A 20096-nucleotide genomic window follows, 5' to 3' on the forward strand; every position below is an offset into this window, starting at 1 on the left:
GAGTGTAGTGATGCAACCCAGAATCAGTATGATCACCTTAGGGGTCAGTGATTTGCAGCGTTCAGTGCGTTTTTATCGCGATGGACTTGGCCTGCCTCAGCTGGACTCGCCGCCTTCAGTGGCGTTTTTTAATTTGAACGGTTCATGGCTGGGTTTATATGGGCGTGATGCTTTAGCGGAAGATGCCGGTGTGCCAGCTGATGGTCAGGGCTTTTCGGGTTTTGCGTTGGCGCATAATCTGGCATCTGAAGCTGAAGTCGATGCTGCCATGCAGGAAGCTGAGCAGGCCGGGGCTAGGGTGGTCAAAGCCCCTCAGTCGGTGTTCTGGGGTGGCTATAGTGGGTATTTTGCTGATCCGGATGGTCACCTGTGGGAGTTGGCCTATAACCCGTTTTGCTGGATCGGCCCGGAAGACAAGTCTCCATCGCTGTAGCGGTTACTCGCCGTGGCTGAGTCGCACTAATTTGAAATGTCCGTTGGCGGCAATGATCTCTGACTGACGAAACCACTGGCTGGCTTTACGCTCCAGTGGGATATGTAGATTGGTGACAAAACAGGCAATACCGCGCGGTTCCAGATGGTCGTGTGCCGCCCTAAGGAAACGGTCAGTCAGATCGCCGTTGGTCGCAAAGCCGGTATGAAATGGCGGGTTGCAGACAATCAGATCAAAACGTTTTTGGATGCCTGCGGCGCAGTTATCCGCTACCACCTGTGCGTCCATCTTGAGACCGGACAGGTTGTACTCACAGGCCTTAATGGCGGCGGCGTTATTATCTGTGGCGGTTACCGGGATTTCTAAATGGTTGAGGTTCATCGTCAGGTAACCATAACCACAGCCCAGATCTAATGCTGACCGCGGTGGCTCGGCCAAGGTCATCAGAAACTGGTCTAGATGTTCGATCAGGTAGGCGCTACCCTTATCTATTTTATCCCAGCCAAATACCCCGGGTTTGCTGCAATATTCGAAATTTTCATCGGCTGCGACAGCTCTGAGTTGGCTATAGTTTTGGTCATCCAGATATACCGGTTCGACAGTGGCTTTTGTCAGCTGTGCCAGCCAGAGATCAGCACTGTTTTTGTTGCACAGGCCAGCGCCAAATAATTTTTTGGCTTTGCTGAAGTAGGTTTTGATTCCCTCGGTTTTTGCTCCGGCCAGTATTAATTCCCCATCCGGCTTGAGGATGTTGTATGCCTGGTTTATCAGGTGATGTACGACCGGCTTTTCTTTGGATATACGGTATATCACTCGGTCAAAGAGGGTGTTTTGCAGCGGGCCGAAATCATAATCGTTAAACAATACAGGCCACTGCTGTTGCGTCAGGCTGAGTTGTAAGTCGTACCGGTTAGTGAGTGCTTCAAGCCCCGGTTGCGGTGTAATACGGGCAGATAGTAGGTTTTCATCCGCCAACCACAAGGTCCGTCCCTGGGGTTGTTGTAGAAAAGGTTGCAGCAGAGCAAAGGCAGCATCCGTCATGTGTCACCCTCCAGTTCAGCGGTACTCAAGACTCGGTACTCCCCCGGGGCCAGCTCCGGATCTAGTGTAATATTACCAATGCTGCGCCGATGCAGCGCCGTGACCCGATTGCCTAAGGCAGCAAACATACGCTTAACCTGATGGTAGCGGCCTTCGGTCAGCACCACTTCGGCATGATGTTCATCCAGCAGGGTTAGCTGGGCTGGCTGGGTTCGCTGTTTGTCGTTATGCAGCATCATGCCCTGTGCAAATTTACGCTCGGCACCCTCGGAAATTGGATCGGCGGTGGTGACCTCATAGCATTTGCCGGTTTTGTGTTTGGGCGAGGTGATTCTGTGTGCCCACTGGCCGTCGCTGGTCAGGAGTACCAGTCCGGTGGTATCGATATCCAATCGGCCGCAGATAATTAGTTCATCTGCCCGGGGTAGATCAATCAGACTGAGTACTGTGGGGTGGGTTGGGTCATCGTTGGCGCAAACAAAACCTTCTGGCTTGTGCAGCATCAGGTAGCGTGTGGTCGGCGCCTCGATATTCTGATCTTCAAAACAGATATCATCCAGCTCCGGTTTAACCTTAAAGGCACCACTGCGTATAATTTTGTCATTGACGCTCACTACTTCGGTTTTCAGTAGGCGTTGAACCTCTTTTCGTGATAGTCCAGTGGCGTGGGAAAGGTATTTATCAAGGCGCATATAGCTGGGATTCGCAGGTAAAAGGCTATTATACCCAAGCGGGATAGCCATGCCGAGAATGACGTTTTTTGTACAGTCGTTTTGAGCTACTATACGCGTCCCTTAAAGCGGAGCCTGTTGTGAAACTGTTTGTTGATAATCTGACCCATGTCGATTTTTCCTACCTGCATCCTGAGCGTGGACTGCTGGGCGAGTCCTGGTCAGTGCTACTTGAGCTGGATGGCAGTCTGAATGAGCAGGGGATGATCTGTGATTTCGGTATTGTTAAAAAACAGGTCAAACAGTGGCTGGACCGTGTGGTGGATCATGCTCTGGTGGTGCCTGCGGGCATGCAGAATCTGGAGTGTCAGCAACAGGGAGGCTATACCGAGGTTCACTGGCGTTATCCTTCCGGCGAGCCTTTTTTCTGCCGTTCTCCTGATCAGGCAATTACCCTGATTGATGCATCTGAGATTACTGACCTCACCTTAGCTGACTGGTGCCACGATCAATTATTGTCGTTGTTTCCCGCAGAAGTGAAAGGGCTCAATATTCGGTTTGTATGCGAGCAGATTAATGGCGCGTTTTATCATTACAGTCATGGCTTGCAGCAGCATGATGGCAATTGCCAACGTATCGCCCACGGCCATCGCTCTAAAATTGAAATCTTTATCGATGGTGAACGTGATACTGACCTGGAGCAGCACTGGGCTGAGCAGTTAAGCGATATTTACATTGGCACCCGTAGTCATTTGCAGTCGGAACAGGCGGGTGAGCACAATTATCGCTATCAGGCGCCACAGGGCGAGTTTGCACTGTCCTTACCTGCGCGTTGTTGTCATGTCATTGATACGGAAAGTACAGTCGAGCGAATTGCAGAGCACGTTGCAAAGGTTATCAAGCACTCCTATCCCGAGCGTCAGGTTTTGGTGCGTGCGTATGAGGGTATTGGTAAAGGTGCTATTGCGCAAGTTTGATGACGTGAAAATTTTGCACTGCACAATAGTGATTTTTAGGCTAGGCTAGGGTTAATCAGTCGATTAAATGAGGCCTGTATCATGTCAAGATTCGCCCGTCCCGTGTTGCCGAAGAACGTTGTGTCTGACAAACACCAGGATCTGCTACCGGCACAACCGCAAGAGGCTGAAGTACTCCCTCCCGCAGCGTTACCCTTGGGTAACTGTGAGTATCAGTCGATAGAAATTCGTATGGATGGCTCTAAGAGCCTGATTAAAGCTGAACGTACGTTGGTTGAGCAGGGCAAGGTGCGGCAAGAAACATTTTCCACCGTTGCCGATGAGCAGGTATTTCAACAGGTAGCTGAGCAATTTCAATTGCAGATGACACAGCAGATGGATGCCATGTTTGAGTTAATGTTTATGCCTTGGCGAGCACTTCATGGTTATGATCACCTGTTACCTAAGTCGTTTTTCAGGTAATAAAAAAACCGCAGCATAAGCTGCGGTTTTTTTGCACCACTCTTGCGCTTAGTCGCGCTCAACTGCTAAAGCAGTACCCATGCCGCCACCGATACACAGGGTAGCCAGTCCTTTCTTGGCGTCGCGCTTAGCCATTTCGTGCAACAGGCTAACGAAAACGCGACAGCCTGAAGCACCGATTGGGTGACCTAGTGCGATAGCGCCGCCGTTAACGTTAACGATATCGGTGTTCCAGCCCAGGTCCTTGTTGACGGACATGGCCTGAGCAGCAAATGCTTCGTTCGCTTCAACCAGCTCCAAGTCCGCTACGCTCCAGCCTGCTTTCGTCAAGGCTTTCTGCGTAGCACAGATTGGACCCGTGCCCATGATAGATGGGTCAACACCAGCAGATGCATAACCGGCGACTTTGGCCAACACTGGCAGGCCCAGTTCGGCAGCTTTTTCAGCAGAGCAGACAATAACCGCAGCTGCGCCATCATTGATGGTGGAGGAGTTACCGGCGGTTACGGTACCGTCTTTTTTGAATGCCGGACGCAGTTTGCCCAGTGCTTCAGGAGTACAGCCAAAACGTGGCTGCTCGTCGGTATCAAAAACGATTGGGTCGCCCTTACGCTGAGGAATGGTTACCGGGAAAATCTCGTCTTTAAAACGACCGGAAGTAACCGCCGCTTCCGCTTTGTTCTGAGAGGCAGAAGCGAAAGCATCCTGTTCTTCACGGGTAAAGCCGTATCTTTCAACGATATTTTCAGTGGTAATACCCATATGATAATCGTTGAACGCATCCCATAGGCCATCCTTGATCATGGTGTCGACCATTTTCCAGTCGCCCATGCGGGAGCCGTTACGAGAATTAGGCAGTACATGTGGTGACAGGCTCATGTTTTCCTGGCCGCCAGCAATGATGATTTCGGCATCACCGCAGCGAATCGCCTGAGTGGCCATCTGAATGGCTTTCAGGCCGGAGCCACATACTTTGTTGATGGTAAGAGCAGAGACTTCTATTGGCAGGCCGGCATTGATACATGCCTGACGAGCGGGGTTCTGACCGCAGCCTGCGGTTAGAACCTGGCCCATGATAACTTCGTCAACCTGAGCGCCATCGATACCTGATTTTTCCAGCAGGCCTTTGATAACTGTAGCGCCGAGATCGGATGCAGGGATTTTGGACAGGGTTCCACCAAAGGTGCCAACAGCAGTACGGCCGGCGGCTACAATAACAACATCACGCATTCTTAATGCCTCTTAAGCTTAAGTGTAAATGTTCACGCGGAGTGAATTCTTTTGGATGACTCGGAAAACGAGTACAAAAGCATGTTATTAAACACCGGCATTAATCTGCACTCCCGTCGGGTTTAAAACGCTTTTTTAAGGTAAGCGACTACCGCAGATATAAGAGGTTTTTGTGCGCTGCAGTGCTTACGTTTTGCAGTCTGCGTATTGCCTCGTGATTTGTCAACCACAGGCAAACATCAGGACAGGTCCATTGCGTAAGGTGTATTCCCTAATCACCCTATTGCCAAATTAACAGGTTGTTGCGGGTTGTGGAAGGCCACTATGAGCCATGGCCGCTGGTAGAAGTGGCTCGGTACTTTTGATCCAACACCGAGGCAGGTGTTATTCGCTGGAGCTGAGTAGCACTTCCAGGTTATCAATTAAGCGGGCAGCTCCCAGATGTGCTGCTGCCAGAATAACCAGATTCTTATCCGTTGAGTCAGCGGGTTGCAGGTCGTGTTGGCGACAGATGACAAAATAGTCTCGTTTAAACCCGTGTTGTTCCAACTGTTGTTGCGCAGACTCTTGTAGCTCGGCAATGTTGCGGTTGCCCTGCTGTAGCAGGTCGGCGGTCTGCTGCAATGTTGCTCTAAGGGTTTTAGCTAGCTGTATTTCTTGCTCGCTGAGATAACCGTTGCGTGAGCTAAGGGCCAGGCCGTCTTTATTGCGAGCGATGGGGGCGCCGATAATGTTGACGGGTATGCATAGATCGGTTGCCATCTGACGGATAACTTTCAGCTGCTGGTAATCTTTTTCACCAAACACGGCAACGTCAGGCTGGGCAATACCAAATAGCTTGCAGACAACGGTCGCTACACCGGTGAAGTGGCCGGGGCGGCTGGCACCGCAGTGTATGTCCGATATGGCAGGCACTGATACTTCAGTTTGCTGAGCTCTGCCGTTGGGGTACATTTCCACTTCATTGGGGGCGAACAGGAAATCGCAGTCGCGACTGTTGAGCTTGGCTTGATCCTCTGTCAGGGTGCGGGGATATGTATCCAGGTCTTCGCCGGCCCCGAACTGCAATGGATTGACAAAGATCGTTGCCACAGTGATATCTGCATGCTGTTTTGCCAGGTCAATCAATTGCAGGTGTCCATCATGCAGGTTGCCCATGGTGGGCACTAAGGCGATAGTTTTGCCTGACTGGCGTAAGGGGGCCAGAGCAGCACGCAGTGCCTGAATGCTGTGTACAGTGATCATGGTCGGATTTACTCGAAGCAGTGTTCAGTAGCTGGGAAGCTGCCTTCTTTAACGGCTTTGGCATAAGCGGCAAAAGCATCTGTGATGTTACCGGTTTCTGCCATGAAGTTTTTCACAAAGCGAGGTGAGCGTCCGGGTGTGATACCTAGCATATCGTGCATCACCAGTACCTGAGCATCAGTGTCTGGGCCAGCACCAATGCCGATCACAGGAATATCTACCGCCAGAGTAATCTCTTTGGCAAGCAGTGCAGGGACACACTCCAGTAGTAGGATGCTGGCACCGGCATCCTGTAATAAGCAGGCATCTTTAATCATCTGTTGAGCGGAGGTTTTGTCACGCCCCTGTACCCGATACCCACCCAGCTGATTAACCATCTGTGGGGTTAGGCCGAGGTGGGCACACACGGGTACGCCTCGCTCAGCCAGCACAGATACGGTTTCTTCCAGCCATGCTCCGCCTTCCAGCTTGACCATGTTGGCTCCAGCCTGCATTAACTCTGCAGCGCTTTGCATAGCTTGTTCAGGCGTGCCGTAACTCATAAATGGCAGGTCGGCCATGATCAGGCTGCCCTGGTTGCCTCGGGCTACGGAAGCTGTGTGGTAAGCCATATCGGCGACGGATACTGGCAGGGTGCTATCCTGCCCCTGCAATACCATGCCCAGGGAGTCGCCTACCAGAATTACCTCGACACCGGCTTCGCTAATCAGTTGTGAAAAGCAGGCATCATAGGCAGTCAGTACGGCAAATTTTTGACCTTGCTGTTTTAGTGTCGACAGGGTGTGCAGTGTGGTGGTGCTCATGGAATTCAGCGTCCTGTTGGCAGATTATTCGCGAATTATACCTGCAACTGGGTCAGGCTGCCCAGAGGACAAGTTGTGAGCAGTTTAGATAGTGGCCCGAACCCTGGTATCAGACATTCTGGAGCAATTTCAGCCAGAGGGTAAAGGACGAAATTGCGCTCTGGCATGCAGGGATGGGGTACCTGTAGCCGGTGGGTCGCGATGGTCTGTTCGCCGTAAAGTAATAAGTCCAAATCCAGCGTTCTTGGTCCCCAGTGGCGCTCTCTGATGCGGTGATGTGCCTGTTCCAGCGCCTGTAATTGATCTAGCAGATCATGTGCTGGCAGCGTCGTGGTAATTGCCGCCACGGCATTGATAAAGTCGGGTTGATCCTGAGGGCCTACAGGGGATGAGCTATAGAGTGAGGATGCTTTCAGTAGCTGGGTGTCGGGTAGGTCGCTGAGTTCTTGCAGCGCTTGCCTAACCTGGCCGGTGGGCTCAGCCAGATTGCTGCCAAGCCCAATGAAGCAGATGACTGGGTCAGTCATTTGCTCGATTGCTAGGCGCGCGTCTGCGGCGCCGCCGCTTGGGGCGTTCAGCTGTGGCGGGCTGCTGACTCATGGAGTGACGCTGGTCAGGGTTGGCGGTTTGATAGTCGGTCCACCATTGGCTTAGGCCATCTAAGGCCTCACCGCTGTTTTCCCTTAACAGAAGCAGATCATAAGCGGCGCGAAAACGCGGGTGCTCGAAGGTGCGTGCTGCTGATTTTTCACTGCGCCGGGTTAACCTTAATTGGAGTTCCCATATTTCACGCAGCGGTGTAGAAAAGCGGCGGGGAATTGCCGTTGTGCGTACTTGTGCTGCCAGCACCTGGTTGGCGGCTTCGTGCAGTGCTGGTAGCTGCGGCATGTTCTGCTCCCGAATCAGCTTTTCCATAAGCTGCTTGGTGGGATACCAGAGCAGGGCAGCAAACAGGAATGCCGGGGTCACGCTTTTGTTCTGAGCCAGCCTTCTATCGGTGTTGTTTAGTGCATTGAGTACCAGAGTATCAACTGGCATCTCCGGTATATCTTGTTCCAGTAATGGTTCTACCTGGGGAAACAGGTAACGGAACAGGTCTAGGCGGCGCAGTTCGGTGAATGACGCTACTGCATGACCGGACTGGAACAGTTTAAGTGTTTCATCAAACAGTCGAGCCGGCGCTATTTTACTCAGGTGTTGACCCAGTTCAAAAATCGGTTTTTCACTCGCGGGCTCAATGGTGAAATCCAGTTTGGCGGCAAACCGGGCGGCGCGGAGCATGCGTACCGGATCTTCACGGTAGCGGTCTGAAGCGGTGCCCATGATGCGTAAGCGGCGCTGCTGCAGATCCTGGTAGCCATTGGCGAAGTCATATACGCAATGATCTTTCGGGCAGTAATAAAGGGCATTGACGGTAAAGTCACGTCGTCGCGCATCATCTTCTATGGTGCCGTAAACGTTATCGCGCAGGATCATGCCGCTGTCACACTGACGGCCAGCCTGATCATCTTGCTTAACTTGATTGTCATGACTAGTACGGAACGTGGCGACTTCAACCAGGTCGCGGCCAAAGCGAACGTGAACCAGTTTGAAGCGTCGACCGATTAAGCGGGAGCGGCGAAATAGCTCGGCGGCCTCTTCTGGATGAGCGTCAGTGGCTACGTCGAAATCCTTAGGCACTTTGCTGAGCAGCAGGTCGCGTATACAGCCGCCTACCAGGTAGCCTTCATAGCCGCTATCTTGCAGTCGATAAGCGACTTTCAGAGCGTTGTCATCCAGCAGACGGCGAGGGATACGATGTTCTGCTTCAGGAATGATTCGTTTACTGAAGATGATATCGGCCTGTTCTGCCGGGGGTTCTTGGATAGTGATACCCAAAAGGCCAAGCAGGCGTGAAATGATGTGTTGGAAAAGTGATCTGCCCATTGATAGCAATAAAACCGCAGTCGCTCCGAGTTTCAGGCTGCGCATCATACCACCGATAGGGGCAGGGTATAAGTAAAACCTTACGTTAAGCCTGGAGTATGAATAGAGATGGAGTTACATAGAGGGGGATGGGGAGCAGATCGCATATCAGGGGACAACGTTATTTCCCACTTTTATTTTTATTGTAGAGCTATATTGCGTTGTGCTGCTCTACGATCTGCTATTCAAACCTCATTTTTATTTTTATTCGAGGCGGGGCTTTTACGCATACTACCTATTTTTATTTTTATTGCGGCGCATGTTTCAAAGCATGCTTCTTGTTGTTTTCGGAGGCCACTATAACAGGACCTTTCGAAAAGGTGCAAACAACTTTAGTAGTATATTTTTTCATGTTGCAGAGCACATTACTGCGACTGTTGGAGTATGTCGGAGGTCTAGTTTACTTAAGTATATAATTGATTGTTTTTGAATAATAAAACTTTATCTTTTAAATAGATTTAACGGTTTATTACTGACTCAGGTTACATTAAAAAATATTTTATTGTGCAGTACACAATGCGGGTTATTCTGGTAAAGGTGCGGTCTTTTTCTCAGTGGCCGGAATGTTATGACACTGCCAATTCTGTATTGCCCAGCTGATAAGTGTGTTCACATCAGCCCGCTGTAGCTCTTCAGGTGGTGACTGGTGCAGTTGCTGTAAGGCTCTGAATAATTGCTGTGAGGGCTGGGTTATGTCCAGCGCTGTTGCGCCGGTTTGTTTGCTTAATTTTTGCCCCATCGGGTTAGTGGCTACAGGGATGTGGGCATAACAGGGTGAAGGGTAGTCCAGATAGTTTTGTAGTTGGATTTGTCGTGGCGTTTCATTCAACAGATCACAGCCGCGTACCACATGGGTAATGCCTTGCAGATAGTCATCAACGACCACGGCTAACTGGTAGGCGATGAGGCCGTCACGGCGGCGTAGAATAAAGTCCCCGCTTTCCTGTTGCAGGTCATGGCAGCGGGTACCCTGAATCCGATCATGGAAGCACAGTGCTCCGCTGGTGCAGTGGAGCCGGGTGGCCAGTTTGCGGTTAGCTTTAGGTAACTGATTAAAACAGTGGCCGTCGTATTGGTGGGTACCGGTGCGTTGTTGAATCTCTTTACGAGAGCAACTGCAAGGGTATGTTCGGTGCTGCTCATGCAGTTGGTGCAATGCTGAGGTATAAAGCGTTAGTCGATCACTCTGATAACTGATGGGGCCGTCCCATTCGAAGCCAAAGGCGTCCAGTACTCTGGCAAAGTCGGCTTTGATTCCGGGCTGCTCTCGGGCAGGATCGAGATCTTCGATGCGTAGAAGCCATTGGCCATTGTGTGCCCGGGCATCAAGGTAGCTGGCCAGTGCAGCCAGCAGCGAACCGAAGTGTAAAGCCCCGGTGGGTGATGGAGCGAAACGCCCGATGTAGTTTGCGGCCGCCATAGTCGAGAGGCCGGAGCCTGGATGGGTCTCAGGCTCCGGGACGCTTAACCGCCAAGCTGTTTTTCTTTGATTTCAGCCAGGGTTTTGCAGTCTATGCAGAGAGAAGCCGTTGGTCGTGCTTCTAACCGGCGGATGCCAATCTCAATACCGCATGCGTCACAGTAGCCGTATTCATCTTCATCGATGAAATCGAGTGCTTCATTGATCTTTTTGATCAATTTGCGTTCGCGGTCACGGGTACGCAGTTCCAGACTGAACTCTTCTTCCTGGCTGGCACGATCGCTTGGGTCAGCAAAGTTGGAAGGCTCTTCGCGCAGGTGATGGATTGTGCTGTCCACCTCTTCCATCAACTCCTGCTTCCAGGACAATAGAATCTTACGGAAGTGATCCTTCTGTTTCTCATTCATGTATTCCTCACCCTTAACAATTGGGTAAGGCTCAAAATGTGTGAAAGAATCGCTTTTATTTGGCATATGCACTGCCTCGCTCTTTCCGATACGACCTGTTTTTATAGTGGCCGGATCGACTCCTTGGTTTAATGCAATCTATTCAAACGGCATGAAAGGCTGCGAAATTAACAGATGCCCGTGAATTAGGCTAGTCCTAATTCACGCTAATCACCAACTGTACGCGTTTGGCCGTTGCAGAGTCGGTATCAGGGGCGGAAAACAGTATAATACGGCATCCATTTTCCATGTCGGACCGAGATTATGACCCCAGTCCCTTCTAGTCGCGTTGAGCAGATTGAATCTTTTAAGGTAATGGATCTGCTGAAGCGAGCCGCAGAGTTGGATGCTGCCGGGTTTGATGTGGTCCATATGGAAGCCGGTGAGCCGGATTTTCCGACGGCCGAGCCTATCTGTAGAGCGGCGATTCGCGCGATTGAGCAGGGCAGTATCAAGTACACACCTGCTGCCGGTATTCCGCCGTTGCGGGAAAAAATTGCTCAGTGGTATCAGCGTTGTTACGGGCTTAGCATCACCCCAGGACGAATTCTCATTACGACAGGTGGATCCAGCGGCCTGCTGATGCTGTTTGCTTTGCTAACCGATGCCGGGCAGCGCTTTATGATGGCGGATCCTGGCTACCCCTGTAACCGGCAGTTGCTGCGGTTATTGAACGCCGCCCCGCAGTTGGTTGCGGTGGATGCTGAACAGAACTATCAGTTGAATGCTGAGCTGGTACAGCAGCACTGGTCGGAAAATACCGCCGGTGTGTTGCTGGCATCGCCGGCTAACCCCACGGGTTCGGTGATTGCGCCGGATGAGTTGTCTGCATTGTCTCAAGTTGTCAAAGGCTTGGGTGGGTCGCTGGTGGTGGATGAAATCTACCATGGTCTGAGTTATGAAGCGCCTAGTTACAGCGTGCTGCAGAATGATGACACGGCGTATGTGGTCAACAGCTTTTCTAAATACTTTGGCATGACAGGCTGGCGTCTTGGCTGGGTGGTGGCACCGGAAAATATGATGCCGGCATTGGAAAAATTGGCGCAGAATCTAATGATTTCACCGCCTACGGTGTCGCAATATGCGGCGCTGGCAGCGTTTGACGATGACACAATTGCCATTATGGAACAGCGTAAAGCGGCATTTCGGGCGCGCCGGGACCGGCTGGTTGAGGGGCTCAAAACATTGGGTTTTGAAGTGCCATTGCAACCTGCTGGCGCGTTTTATGTCTATGCCGATGCGTCCCACCTGACAGATGATAGTTTTGCGTTCTGTTGGCAATTGCTGGAAGAGGAGCATATTGCCTGCACCCCGGGGCTGGATTTTGGCAATTATCGCAGCAATGCCTTTGTCCGTTTCTCTTACACCACTGGTCTGGATCGGATTGATCTGGCGTTGACGCGTATGCAACGCCGTTGGAGCTGAAATGCAATACCCCTTACCGTTACAACCGGGGCGCCTGATTAAGCGCTACAAGCGTTTTTTGGCGGATATTGAACTGGATAATGGCCATGAGGTGACAGTGCATTGCCCAAATACCGGCTCTATGCGCAATTGTGCGGAGCCGGGCAGTCGGGTCTGGGTATGGGATAGTGGTAACGCAAAACGTAAATACCCCATGACCTGGGAGTTGGTTGAAGTTGAGCAGCGTCATCTGGCTTGTATCAATACCGCTAGAGCGAATAGTTTGGTGGCAGAAGCGATTACCGCGGGTGTTATTCCTGCGTTAGCCGGTTATGCCAAATTGCGGCGGGAAGTGCCGGATGGAGAACAAAGCCGCATCGACTTTTTGTTGCAGGATCCGCACAAGGGCCAGATCTGGGTTGAAGTTAAAAACGTTACTTTGCTTGAACGTGATGGCTGGGGCAGTTTCCCAGATGCAGTCACAACCCGTGGCGCACGCCACCTGCGGGCCCTGCAGCAGCGGGTTGAGGAAGGTGATCGTGCGGTGCTGTTGTTTTGCGTTGCTCATCAGGGGATTGAGCGGGTCCGTCCGGCGGATCAGATCGATCCTGGCTATGGCCGATTGTTGCGGCAGGTAGTAGCTGCCGGGGTCGAAGTGCTGGCCTATCGGGCACGGATTTCGCAGCAGTCCATCTTGCTGCAGGACCCATTGCCGGTGATCCTGGATTAGTTGTCCGCCTTGGCCGGTAGGAGCTGGCTTAGGTCAACCATGATGGTGCCCTTAGTCACGGCATGTGTGACAGCGGTTAGGCTGTCGCCTACACAGGGACCGCTAATACATTCCCCGCTATCTATCTTAAACAGTGCCCCGTGGGTGGCACATTGCAGAAATGTTTTTTCATAGTCGAAAAACTGATCAGGTTGCCACTCCAGCGGGATACTGCGGTGAGGACAACTATTATGATACACATACAGCCCCCCCCGGTACTTTACCGCCAGCAGGCTGATGCCCTGGCAGGAAAAGCCGCGCGCTTCATCTTCCGGGATGTCATTGAGCTGGCAAAGTGGCTGCATAGGTTGGTTCGCTTTAGTGAGCCGTCTGGCAATTGCGCATTATATTGCCATCATTGCTGCCGGGTTCAAACCGGGGAAATTGATTCAGCAGTTCGGTAACAGCCAGTGTATCCGCGGTATCAATATGCGTTGCAATGGCTTCTTCATCCTCTGACAGGGGTTGCAAATGAATCTGCTGTTGCTGCATCACTTTGACGTTGGCGTCTGAAATATCATTGCCGCTTTGCTGACGCTTTTCGAGTCGGTTGACCAAGGCCTCTTCGTTACAGTGGCAAGCAATAATTTTCACCTTAACTTGCTGTTGGGTTGCTAATTCAATAAACATGCGTCGGCTGCTACTGCGGATAAAAGTGGCATCGACGATTACGGATAAGCCCGCTCGCAGCAGTCGATTGCTGAGATCAAATAAATGGTTCAGCGTCAGCATATTCATTTGTGGCCCATATAGCTCAAGCATCTCTCCCTGTTTGCTTAATTGCTTAAACAGTCGCTTGCGTTCTACATCTGAACGCAGCCGGATAACCGGACTATGTTGCAGGATTTTCTGGCTTAAGTAGCTCTTGCCGCTGCCGGATAGGCCCTGCATTAGATACAAAACGGGCTGTTTGGGACTGGCATAGTGTTCGGTGAGCGATAGGTAGTGGCGCATGGTGGCCATATCAAGTTCAGGTCCCAGTACTGCAACTTTGGCGCGCACCATTGCGCGATAGGATTTGTAAAAATTCAGTAATGGCAATGCGGCATAATCGCCAATCAATTCCAGGTAGCGATTGAGACAGCGGTTGGCCAGACCAAACTCACCGTTGGCTTCTAGGTCCATCAAGAGAAACGCCAGGTCACTGATGGTATCTATCCAACTGAAACGTGGGTTGAATTCGATGCAATCAAATAGTCTCAGCTCACCATGATAAAGCGTTATATTGGCCAAGTGCAGGTCGCCATGACACTCTCGAACATGTCCTTCCAGTTTGCGCTGTTCTAACTGAGGTACGATGCGGCGGAACAACTGCGCGGTTTTATGCAGCAGTGTTTGTACCCTGTGGCAGTCATCCAGCTCGGCCAGTGTGGTGGTGATATGGACAAAGTTGTCAGCCACCACGTCCCAGATAGTTTCCGGGTTCCCTAGTGGACTGTCCTGGGCGATGATGGGCACTTTGCGATGAAATCTGGCGATCTGTCGTGCCAGTTGGTAGATCCATTCAGATTTGAATTGGTTGTTAGCGAGCAGCCGGTCTAATCGATCTTGCGCTTCGAATTGTTGCATTTTGACAGCAAATTCCAGCACGTTCTCGTTACTTGCCAGTATGGGTGCGGTGGTGCTGCCGCCAATGGGCAGCACTTCCAGATAAATATCGGGTGCCAGACGCTGGTTCAGCCGCAGTTCTTCATGGCAGAAGTATTCTCGTTGTTCGAGTGTGGTGAAATCGAGAAAACCAAAATCAACCGGTTTCTTTAGTTTATAGGCGTATTCTCCCGTCAGAATAATCCAGGAAATATGGGTTTCCAGCACCTCTATTTGCGTTACCGGATGAGGGTATACGGCGGGGTTGCGGAGAGAATCGATCAGTTGCATCTGTTCTGTATCACCAGGCATAGGAAGGCATTATACTTAGCCGATGGCAAAAAAGAGAGCATCTAAATCATCCCGCGGTCGTGGCCGCACTTCTCAGGCGCGGGGGTTATCCCGCCGTTTACTGTCCTTATTTCTTAAACTGAGCCTGCTGGGGCTGGTTATCGTCGGTGTAGGTTTGATCTACCTAGATGCGCAAGTGAGGGCCAAGTTTGAAGGCAAACGCTGGGCCCTGCCGGCGAAAGTGTATGCGCGACCATTGGAACTATATCCAGGGCAGTTACTGAATCGTGATGACCTTAAACTTGAACTGCAAGGGCTTGGTTACCGCTTTGTGCAGCGGGCGACAGCGCCGGGGATGGTTGAGTGGGCCAGTAGCCGGGCACGCATTCATACCCGGGGTTTTGAGTTTCCCGATGGCGCCGAATCGGCACGGACCCTGTTGCTTGAATTTAATGGCAAAACCTTGCAGCAGATCCGTGATGATTCAGGTCGTACCGTTTCTCTCACCCGGCTGGAACCGATTTTGGTGGGCGGTATTTATCCACAGGACAATGAAGACCGTGATCTGATTCGGCTTGAAGATGCGCCGCCTTATCTGAAAGAGGCGTTGATCGAAGTAGAAGATCGTAATTATTACGAGCACGCCGGAATCTCTTTGCGAGGCATTAGCCGGGCGATGTGGGTGAACCTTCAGGCCGGGCGTTTTGTCCAGGGCGGCAGTACCCTGACTCAGCAGTTGATCAAGAACTTTTACCTTACATCAGAACGTTCATTGGCACGCAAGCTGATGGAGATTCCAATGGCATTGCTGTTGGATATGCATTACGACAAGGATGAAATTCTCGAGGCCTACCTGAATGAAGTTTATCTGGGGCAATCCGGCTCTCGTGCAGTGCATGGCTTTGGGCTGGCGAGTCAATATTATTTTGCCCAGCCAATTAATGAGTTAGATCTGCATCAGGTGGCATTGCTGGCGGGGCTGGTAAAAGGACCATCCTATTACGATCCGCGCCGAAACCCGGAGCGCGCCAAAGCTCGGCGTGATTTAGTGCTAAAGATTCTGCAAGAGCAGGGTGTGATTACCCTGCAGCAGCGCACCCAGGCCGAGCGTAAAGGGTTGGGTGTGGTGCAGCAGCGCAGTCTGCATAAAGGTGCCTACCCGGCTTACCTGGATCTGGTAAAACGCCAGCTGCGGGAGGAGTACCCGCAGGAAGTGCTCAGTTCGGAAGGGTTGAAGGTGTTCACCAGTCTCAATCCGGTGGTGCAGGCGAATAGTGAAAATGCGCTGTCTGATCGAATTGAGCGGCTGCGCAAGCGGTTTGGCGCCAGTATGTCAGCACTGCAGGGGGCGATGGTAGTGACTGATCCACAAACTGGCGAAGTGCTGGCGATGGTGGGTGGCCGTAATGCACGTTATCAGGGCTTCAATCGTGCCCTGGATGCCCGGCGGCCAATTGGTTCTCTGGTTAAGCCAGCGGTCTATCTGGCGGCTCTGGAACAGGGTTATACCCTTGCCAGTCAAATTGATGACGATGCTATCAGTGTAAAAATGCCGAATGGTGATGAGTGGCGGCCGCAGAATTTTGATCGTACCGGGCATGGTGTTGTGCCACTGCACCAGGCATTGGCGCATTCCTACAACCAGAGCACTGCACGGTTGGGCATGGATGTGGGGGTTGGCCGTGTCGTGGATATGTTGCAACGGCTGGGCTATGAGCGAGATGCGAAGCCGTTCCCGTCGCTGCTGCTGGGAGCTGAGGCGATGTCACCGGTTGAGGTGACTCAGCTCTATCAGACACTGGCGGCTAACGGTTTTAGAATTCCGTTGCGAGCAATCCGCCTGGTTACGGATGCCGAGGGTGCAGAACTGTCGCGTTACCCGTTCCAGATTAAACAGGTGGTGGCAGCGGAAATGGTGCACCTGATTCAGTATGCGATGCAGGAAGTGGCACGGGAAGGCACCGCCCGTTCTATCTACAGTCGTTTGCCACAGGTATTGAATGTGGCAGGTAAAACCGGCACCAGTGATGACCAGCGCGACAGTTGGTTTGCCGGTTTTGCCGGAAACCGGCTGGCGGTTGTTTGGTTGGGTCTGGATAATAATGCCCCGCTGCCTTTTACCGGATCGGGTGGTGCCTTGCAGGCATGGATCGATCTGATGCAGTGGGAAAAGCCGCATCCGTTTATGGCGGTACGGCCGGAACAAATAGAGTATGAATGGATCGAAGACAGCACAGGGCTGTTATCGGCTGCCTATTGTGAAGGTGCCCGTCAGATCCCGTTTGTTGCAGGGTCACAGCCGGAGGGTCATGCGGCCTGTGCGGATAATCAAGTTGAGCGGACATTGGATTGGTTCAGACAATGGTTCAGATAAAACATGTTGCTACATTATTTAAACTGGGTTTGTTGGCGGGCTTGCTGGCGGGTTGTGCAGGCCCTTCGCCTGTGGGTGGGCCGCCGGTTTATGATCGTTCGAGTGGTGATACTGATGGCAACGAGGTCGTTGCACCCGCCGCACCAGAGCAGGGTGTTGCGGTGACTCCGGCGCAACGTGGGTTGGTGATAGAACAGGTTCCGGAAGCGCCGGTTGCAGCACCGGTGCGACAGGTAAATCCTGCGGTGGTTGCTTTGCTGGATACTGCGGCACAGCAGCAACGTCAGGGTGCTACCGGGGCGGCCTCAAGTAGCCTTGAGCGGGCGCAACGCATTGCGCCGCGAGATCCCGAGGTGTATTACCGTCTGGCAGACATCAGGCGAGTGGAGAAGCAGTGGTACCAAGCGGAGCAATTGGCGCTGCGGGGGACCGATCTGGCGATAGGCGATACAGCTATGTTACGCCGGTTATGGCTGCTGATTGCGGATATTCGAACCGGTGCGGGTAACGCCCAGGGCGCAGGTGAGGCTCGCAACCGCGCCAGTCGCTACTGATCAGCAACCAGGCGCAAAATGTCCAACGTGGACACTGCGCCGCAGATCTGGTCATCCTCTGTAATAAACACCCGGTGAATGTTTCTGTTGTGCATCAGTCCTGCCAGTGCTGGAAGGCTGGTGTCGGCGGGTGCCGTGATCAGGGCTTCGGTCATTATTTCACTCACCAGATGACTTTGATGTTGATTGACGTCTTTAAACCCTAGTTCATCAGGCGAAGTTCCATCAGCCATATTGCAGTAGTACTGAGTCATAGGGTTTTCTGACATCGAATGTTTGGTGTTGCCATCAAAGGTCAGAATATCACTTAGGCTCACTACACCCACAAACTCGCGCTGGGCTGACAGCACCGGTGCGCCAGAAATTTTGTGTCGGTTAAAAAAATCAATCAGGGTTTGAATAGACCAGTGTTCCGAGGCGGTAAGTAGTTCCCGGTTCATAATATCCCGGGCAGTGTACTGTTGCAGCGTGCGCATTATTATTCTCCTCACATCTGCTCACTTCAAAAGCATAGCAGGCTATCAGGTAATGGCGAGCGGTTAGCTGCTTGGGTTATAGCGTTGCTGCCAGGCCAGCATCAGTAGGCCCAGAGCCAGGCTGAAGGCGTAGTCACGGGTCGAGTAGTATTCAGGCATCAGGCTGCCTTGACTGAATATCAGTAAGGCTGGGGTTAGCGGTACAAGCGCCAGTAGACCGATATAGCGCTGCATCGGTTGCTGTAAACGGATCAGGCTGACAATAATCAGTCCGAGCGTTGCTGCGGTAACTATCTGGCTGTAAAGGTTGCCCAGCTCGGATCGGCGCATTAATTCAAACAGAGCAAACAAAGCCAGCAGCCAACGTCCCCAGCCGGCTCGGCTCCAGTCCAGCTGCCATGCCTGGCTTAGCAGCGCTGTGCCCAGCAGTGGCAATGCGGCATAAAACGCCAGGTTATCCAGTATGCGTTGCAGGGTCTGTAGATCCTGGTTGCGGGCCTCAACCACCAATGTGCCCAGGCTGGCGATGGCAATAAATGCCGCCGCCAGGCTGATGACAAAACTGGCTGTATGAGCCCGTTGTTCGCCGTTCCGGTAGCTTTGGCCGGCTAGCAGTAAGGCACAAACAAGTAGGCAGCTATCAGCAAACAGTGTCAGCATCATTAGAGCGTTGAGAATACCTGATCAGCTGCAGCCAGGGTTTGTTCAATATCTGCCTGAGTATGGGCAGCAGAGACAAATCCGGCTTCAAAGGCAGACGGTGCCAGATAAATGCCTTGCTGCAACATGCCATGGAAGAATTTGGCGAACCGCTCTGCATCGCAGGCCATGGTTTCACTGAAGCTGGTGACTTGCCGCTGCTCGGTAAAGAACAGACCGAACATGCCACCAACTTTACTGGTGGTAAATGGAATACCATTAGCCATAGCAACTGCCTGCAGACCTTCGGTCAGAAGCTCAACCTTGGCGCTCAGCTGGGCATAGAATCCCGGCTGGCTGATCGCGTTGAGCATGGCCAGCCCTGCGGCCATCGCCAGTGGGTTGCCCGACAATGTGCCTGCCTGGTAAACCGGCCCCAGTGGTGCGATATGCTGCATAATTTCTTTTTTGCCACCAAACGCGCCTACCGGTAAACCACCGCCAATAACCTTGCCAAGCGTGGTGAGGTCAGGCTTAACGTTATACACTTCCTGTGCGCCGCCCAGGGCAACCCTGAATCCGGTCATTACCTCATCAAAAATCAGCACACTACCGTACTGATCGCAGACTTCACGCAAACCTTCCAGGAAGCCCGGCTGTGGCGGAATACAGTTCATGTTGCCAGCCACCGGCTCGACAATAATGCAGGCGACCTGTTCGCCGACTTCAGCAAATGCCTGACGGACATTATCGATATCATTGAAGTTCAAGGTGATAGTGTGTTCGGCCAGTGCGGCTGGTACGCCCGGTGAATTAGGTTCTCCCAGGGTTAAAGCACCTGAGCCTGCTTTGACTAGCAGAGAATCAGAGTGGCCATGGTAGCAGCCTTCGAATTTGACGATTTTGTCCCGTCCGGTGAAACCGCGTGCCAGACGGATGGCGCTCATGGTGGCTTCGGTGCCTGAATTCACCATGCGAACCATCTCTATAGAGGGCATGATTTCACAGACCTTGTCGGCCATAGTGATTTCGATTTCGGTGGGTGCGCCAAATCCTAGGCCATTGCCCAATGACTGTTTAACGGCGTCAATTACAGTTGGATTGCAATGGCCAAGAATCATTGGTCCCCATGAGCCGACATAGTCGATGTACTTCTGGCCATCTTCATCAAACAGATAAGCGCCTTCGCCGCGGTTAAAGAATACGGGAGTTCCGCCCACACCTTTAAAGGCGCGTACCGGGGAGTTTACGCCTCCCGGAATATGGATCTGTGCTGACTGAAATAGCTCATCGGAACGGGACATAGGTT

General features: G+C 52.2%; 21 protein-coding genes. 7 read left to right on the forward strand and 14 right to left on the reverse strand.

All coding sequences use genetic code 11. The annotated features are described in order from the left end of the window. The first annotated feature begins 10 nt into the window (after nucleotides 1-10). Nucleotides 11-433 carry a VOC family protein gene (locus ACFVYJ_RS07675; protein WP_419414591.1) on the forward strand — a complete coding sequence of 141 codons (423 nt, stop codon included), beginning with the start codon at nucleotides 11-13 and terminating at the stop codon, nucleotides 431-433. Nucleotides 434-436: 3 nt separating this feature from the next. Here ACFVYJ_RS07675 and ACFVYJ_RS07680 read toward each other — a convergent pair whose 3' ends face one another. Both ACFVYJ_RS07680 and rsuA read right to left on the reverse strand, forming a co-directional pair. Further along, a complete protein-coding gene (locus tag ACFVYJ_RS07680) occupies nucleotides 437-1474 on the reverse strand; it encodes a methyltransferase (protein WP_419414590.1) in 1038 nt (345 codons plus the stop codon). Then, entirely contained in the window at nucleotides 1471-2166 is a 696-nt protein-coding gene (rsuA, locus tag ACFVYJ_RS07685; RefSeq protein WP_419414589.1) for a 16S rRNA pseudouridine(516) synthase RsuA, read from the reverse strand. The genes ACFVYJ_RS07680 and rsuA overlap by 4 nt, the downstream gene beginning before the upstream one ends. A 119-nt stretch (nucleotides 2167-2285) precedes the next feature. Here rsuA and ACFVYJ_RS07690 point away from each other — a divergent pair, with 119 nt between their 5' ends. Together ACFVYJ_RS07690 and ACFVYJ_RS07695 are read left to right on the forward strand one after the other, a co-directional pair. Continuing rightward, nucleotides 2286-3122, forward strand: coding sequence for a 6-carboxytetrahydropterin synthase (locus ACFVYJ_RS07690; RefSeq protein ID WP_419414588.1), 837 nt, complete (start codon nucleotides 2286-2288; stop codon nucleotides 3120-3122). A gap of 81 nt (nucleotides 3123-3203) precedes the next feature. Then, nucleotides 3204-3584, forward strand: a complete 381-nt coding sequence (locus ACFVYJ_RS07695) for a hypothetical protein (RefSeq protein WP_419414587.1) — start codon at nucleotides 3204-3206, stop codon at nucleotides 3582-3584. 48 nt (nucleotides 3585-3632) lie between these two features. On the opposite strand, the gene ACFVYJ_RS07700 is transcribed toward ACFVYJ_RS07695, so the two are convergent. The 7 genes from ACFVYJ_RS07700 to dksA form a co-directional block, all read right to left on the reverse strand. Next, nucleotides 3633-4814, reverse strand: a complete 1182-nt coding sequence (locus ACFVYJ_RS07700) for an acetyl-CoA C-acetyltransferase (protein WP_419414586.1) — start codon at nucleotides 4812-4814, stop codon at nucleotides 3633-3635. Between the two features lie 384 nt (nucleotides 4815-5198). Then, entirely contained in the window at nucleotides 5199-6059 is an 861-nt protein-coding gene (panC, locus tag ACFVYJ_RS07705) for a pantoate--beta-alanine ligase (protein WP_419414585.1), read from the reverse strand. Between the two features lie 8 nt (nucleotides 6060-6067). Further along, a complete protein-coding gene (gene panB / locus ACFVYJ_RS07710; protein ID WP_419414584.1) occupies nucleotides 6068-6862 on the reverse strand; it encodes a 3-methyl-2-oxobutanoate hydroxymethyltransferase in 795 nt (264 codons plus the stop codon). Between the two features lie 35 nt (nucleotides 6863-6897). Next, the gene (gene folK / locus ACFVYJ_RS07715) at nucleotides 6898-7389 is read right to left on the reverse strand and encodes a 2-amino-4-hydroxy-6-hydroxymethyldihydropteridine diphosphokinase (protein WP_419414583.1); all 492 of its coding nucleotides are present in this window, start codon (nucleotides 7387-7389) and stop codon (nucleotides 6898-6900) included. Further along, on the reverse strand, nucleotides 7382-8788 hold the full coding sequence (gene pcnB, locus ACFVYJ_RS07720) for a polynucleotide adenylyltransferase PcnB (protein WP_419414582.1): 1407 nt from the start codon (nucleotides 8786-8788) through the stop codon (nucleotides 7382-7384). The genes folK and pcnB overlap by 8 nt, the downstream gene beginning before the upstream one ends. Nucleotides 8789-9350: 562 nt before the next feature. Then, on the reverse strand, nucleotides 9351-10247 hold the full coding sequence (gluQRS, locus tag ACFVYJ_RS07725; RefSeq protein ID WP_419414581.1) for a tRNA glutamyl-Q(34) synthetase GluQRS: 897 nt from the start codon (nucleotides 10245-10247) through the stop codon (nucleotides 9351-9353). 44 nt (nucleotides 10248-10291) lie between these two features. Further along, nucleotides 10292-10654 (reverse strand): RNA polymerase-binding protein DksA, encoded by a 363-nt coding sequence (dksA, locus tag ACFVYJ_RS07730; protein ID WP_419414580.1) that lies wholly within the window; start codon nucleotides 10652-10654, stop codon nucleotides 10292-10294. Between the two features lie 303 nt (nucleotides 10655-10957). Here dksA and ACFVYJ_RS07735 point away from each other — a divergent pair, with 303 nt between their 5' ends. Both ACFVYJ_RS07735 and sfsA read left to right on the forward strand, forming a co-directional pair. Continuing rightward, a complete protein-coding gene (locus ACFVYJ_RS07735; protein ID WP_419414579.1) occupies nucleotides 10958-12118 on the forward strand; it encodes a pyridoxal phosphate-dependent aminotransferase in 1161 nt (386 codons plus the stop codon). Between the two features lies 1 nt (nucleotide 12119). Further along, nucleotides 12120-12827, forward strand: coding sequence for a DNA/RNA nuclease SfsA (sfsA, locus tag ACFVYJ_RS07740; protein WP_419414578.1), 708 nt, complete (start codon nucleotides 12120-12122; stop codon nucleotides 12825-12827). Here sfsA and ACFVYJ_RS07745 read toward each other — a convergent pair. Further along, nucleotides 12824-13171, reverse strand: a complete 348-nt coding sequence (locus tag ACFVYJ_RS07745; protein WP_419414577.1) for a Rieske (2Fe-2S) protein — start codon at nucleotides 13169-13171, stop codon at nucleotides 12824-12826. The two genes, sfsA and ACFVYJ_RS07745, sit on opposite strands and share 4 nt — an antisense overlap. Before the next feature lie 13 nt (nucleotides 13172-13184). Further along, the gene (locus ACFVYJ_RS07750; protein ID WP_419414576.1) at nucleotides 13185-14744 is read right to left on the reverse strand and encodes a bifunctional aminoglycoside phosphotransferase/ATP-binding protein; all 1560 of its coding nucleotides are present in this window, start codon (nucleotides 14742-14744) and stop codon (nucleotides 13185-13187) included. A 43-nt stretch (nucleotides 14745-14787) separates the two neighbouring features. On the opposite strand from ACFVYJ_RS07750, the gene mrcB reads away from it, so the two are divergent. Then, nucleotides 14788-17118, forward strand: a complete 2331-nt coding sequence (gene mrcB, locus ACFVYJ_RS07755; RefSeq protein WP_419414575.1) for a penicillin-binding protein 1B — start codon at nucleotides 14788-14790, stop codon at nucleotides 17116-17118. After that, on the forward strand, nucleotides 17106-17672 hold the full coding sequence (locus ACFVYJ_RS07760; protein ID WP_419414574.1) for a hypothetical protein: 567 nt from the start codon (nucleotides 17106-17108) through the stop codon (nucleotides 17670-17672). The genes mrcB and ACFVYJ_RS07760 overlap by 13 nt, the downstream gene beginning before the upstream one ends. Here ACFVYJ_RS07760 and ACFVYJ_RS07765 read toward each other — a convergent pair. The 3 genes from ACFVYJ_RS07765 to hemL all read right to left on the reverse strand — a co-directional run bounded on the left by ACFVYJ_RS07765 (nucleotide 17666) and on the right by hemL (nucleotide 20091). Then, the gene (locus ACFVYJ_RS07765; RefSeq protein ID WP_419414573.1) at nucleotides 17666-18148 is read right to left on the reverse strand and encodes a CBS domain-containing protein; all 483 of its coding nucleotides are present in this window, start codon (nucleotides 18146-18148) and stop codon (nucleotides 17666-17668) included. The genes ACFVYJ_RS07760 and ACFVYJ_RS07765 overlap by 7 nt on opposite strands. A gap of 63 nt (nucleotides 18149-18211) precedes the next feature. Then, a complete protein-coding gene (locus tag ACFVYJ_RS07770; protein WP_419414572.1) occupies nucleotides 18212-18811 on the reverse strand; it encodes a hypothetical protein in 600 nt (199 codons plus the stop codon). Next, nucleotides 18811-20091 carry a glutamate-1-semialdehyde 2,1-aminomutase gene (gene hemL, locus ACFVYJ_RS07775; RefSeq protein ID WP_419414571.1) on the reverse strand — a complete coding sequence of 427 codons (1281 nt, stop codon included), beginning with the start codon at nucleotides 20089-20091 and terminating at the stop codon, nucleotides 18811-18813. Before hemL ends, ACFVYJ_RS07770 begins: the two co-directional genes overlap by 1 nt. Nucleotides 20092-20096 lie beyond the last annotated feature (5 nt).

Source organism: Pontibacter sp. JAM-7, from assembly GCF_048548695.2.
In the GTDB taxonomy this organism is placed as follows: Bacteria; Pseudomonadota; Gammaproteobacteria; order Pseudomonadales; family Balneatricaceae; genus Neptuniibacter.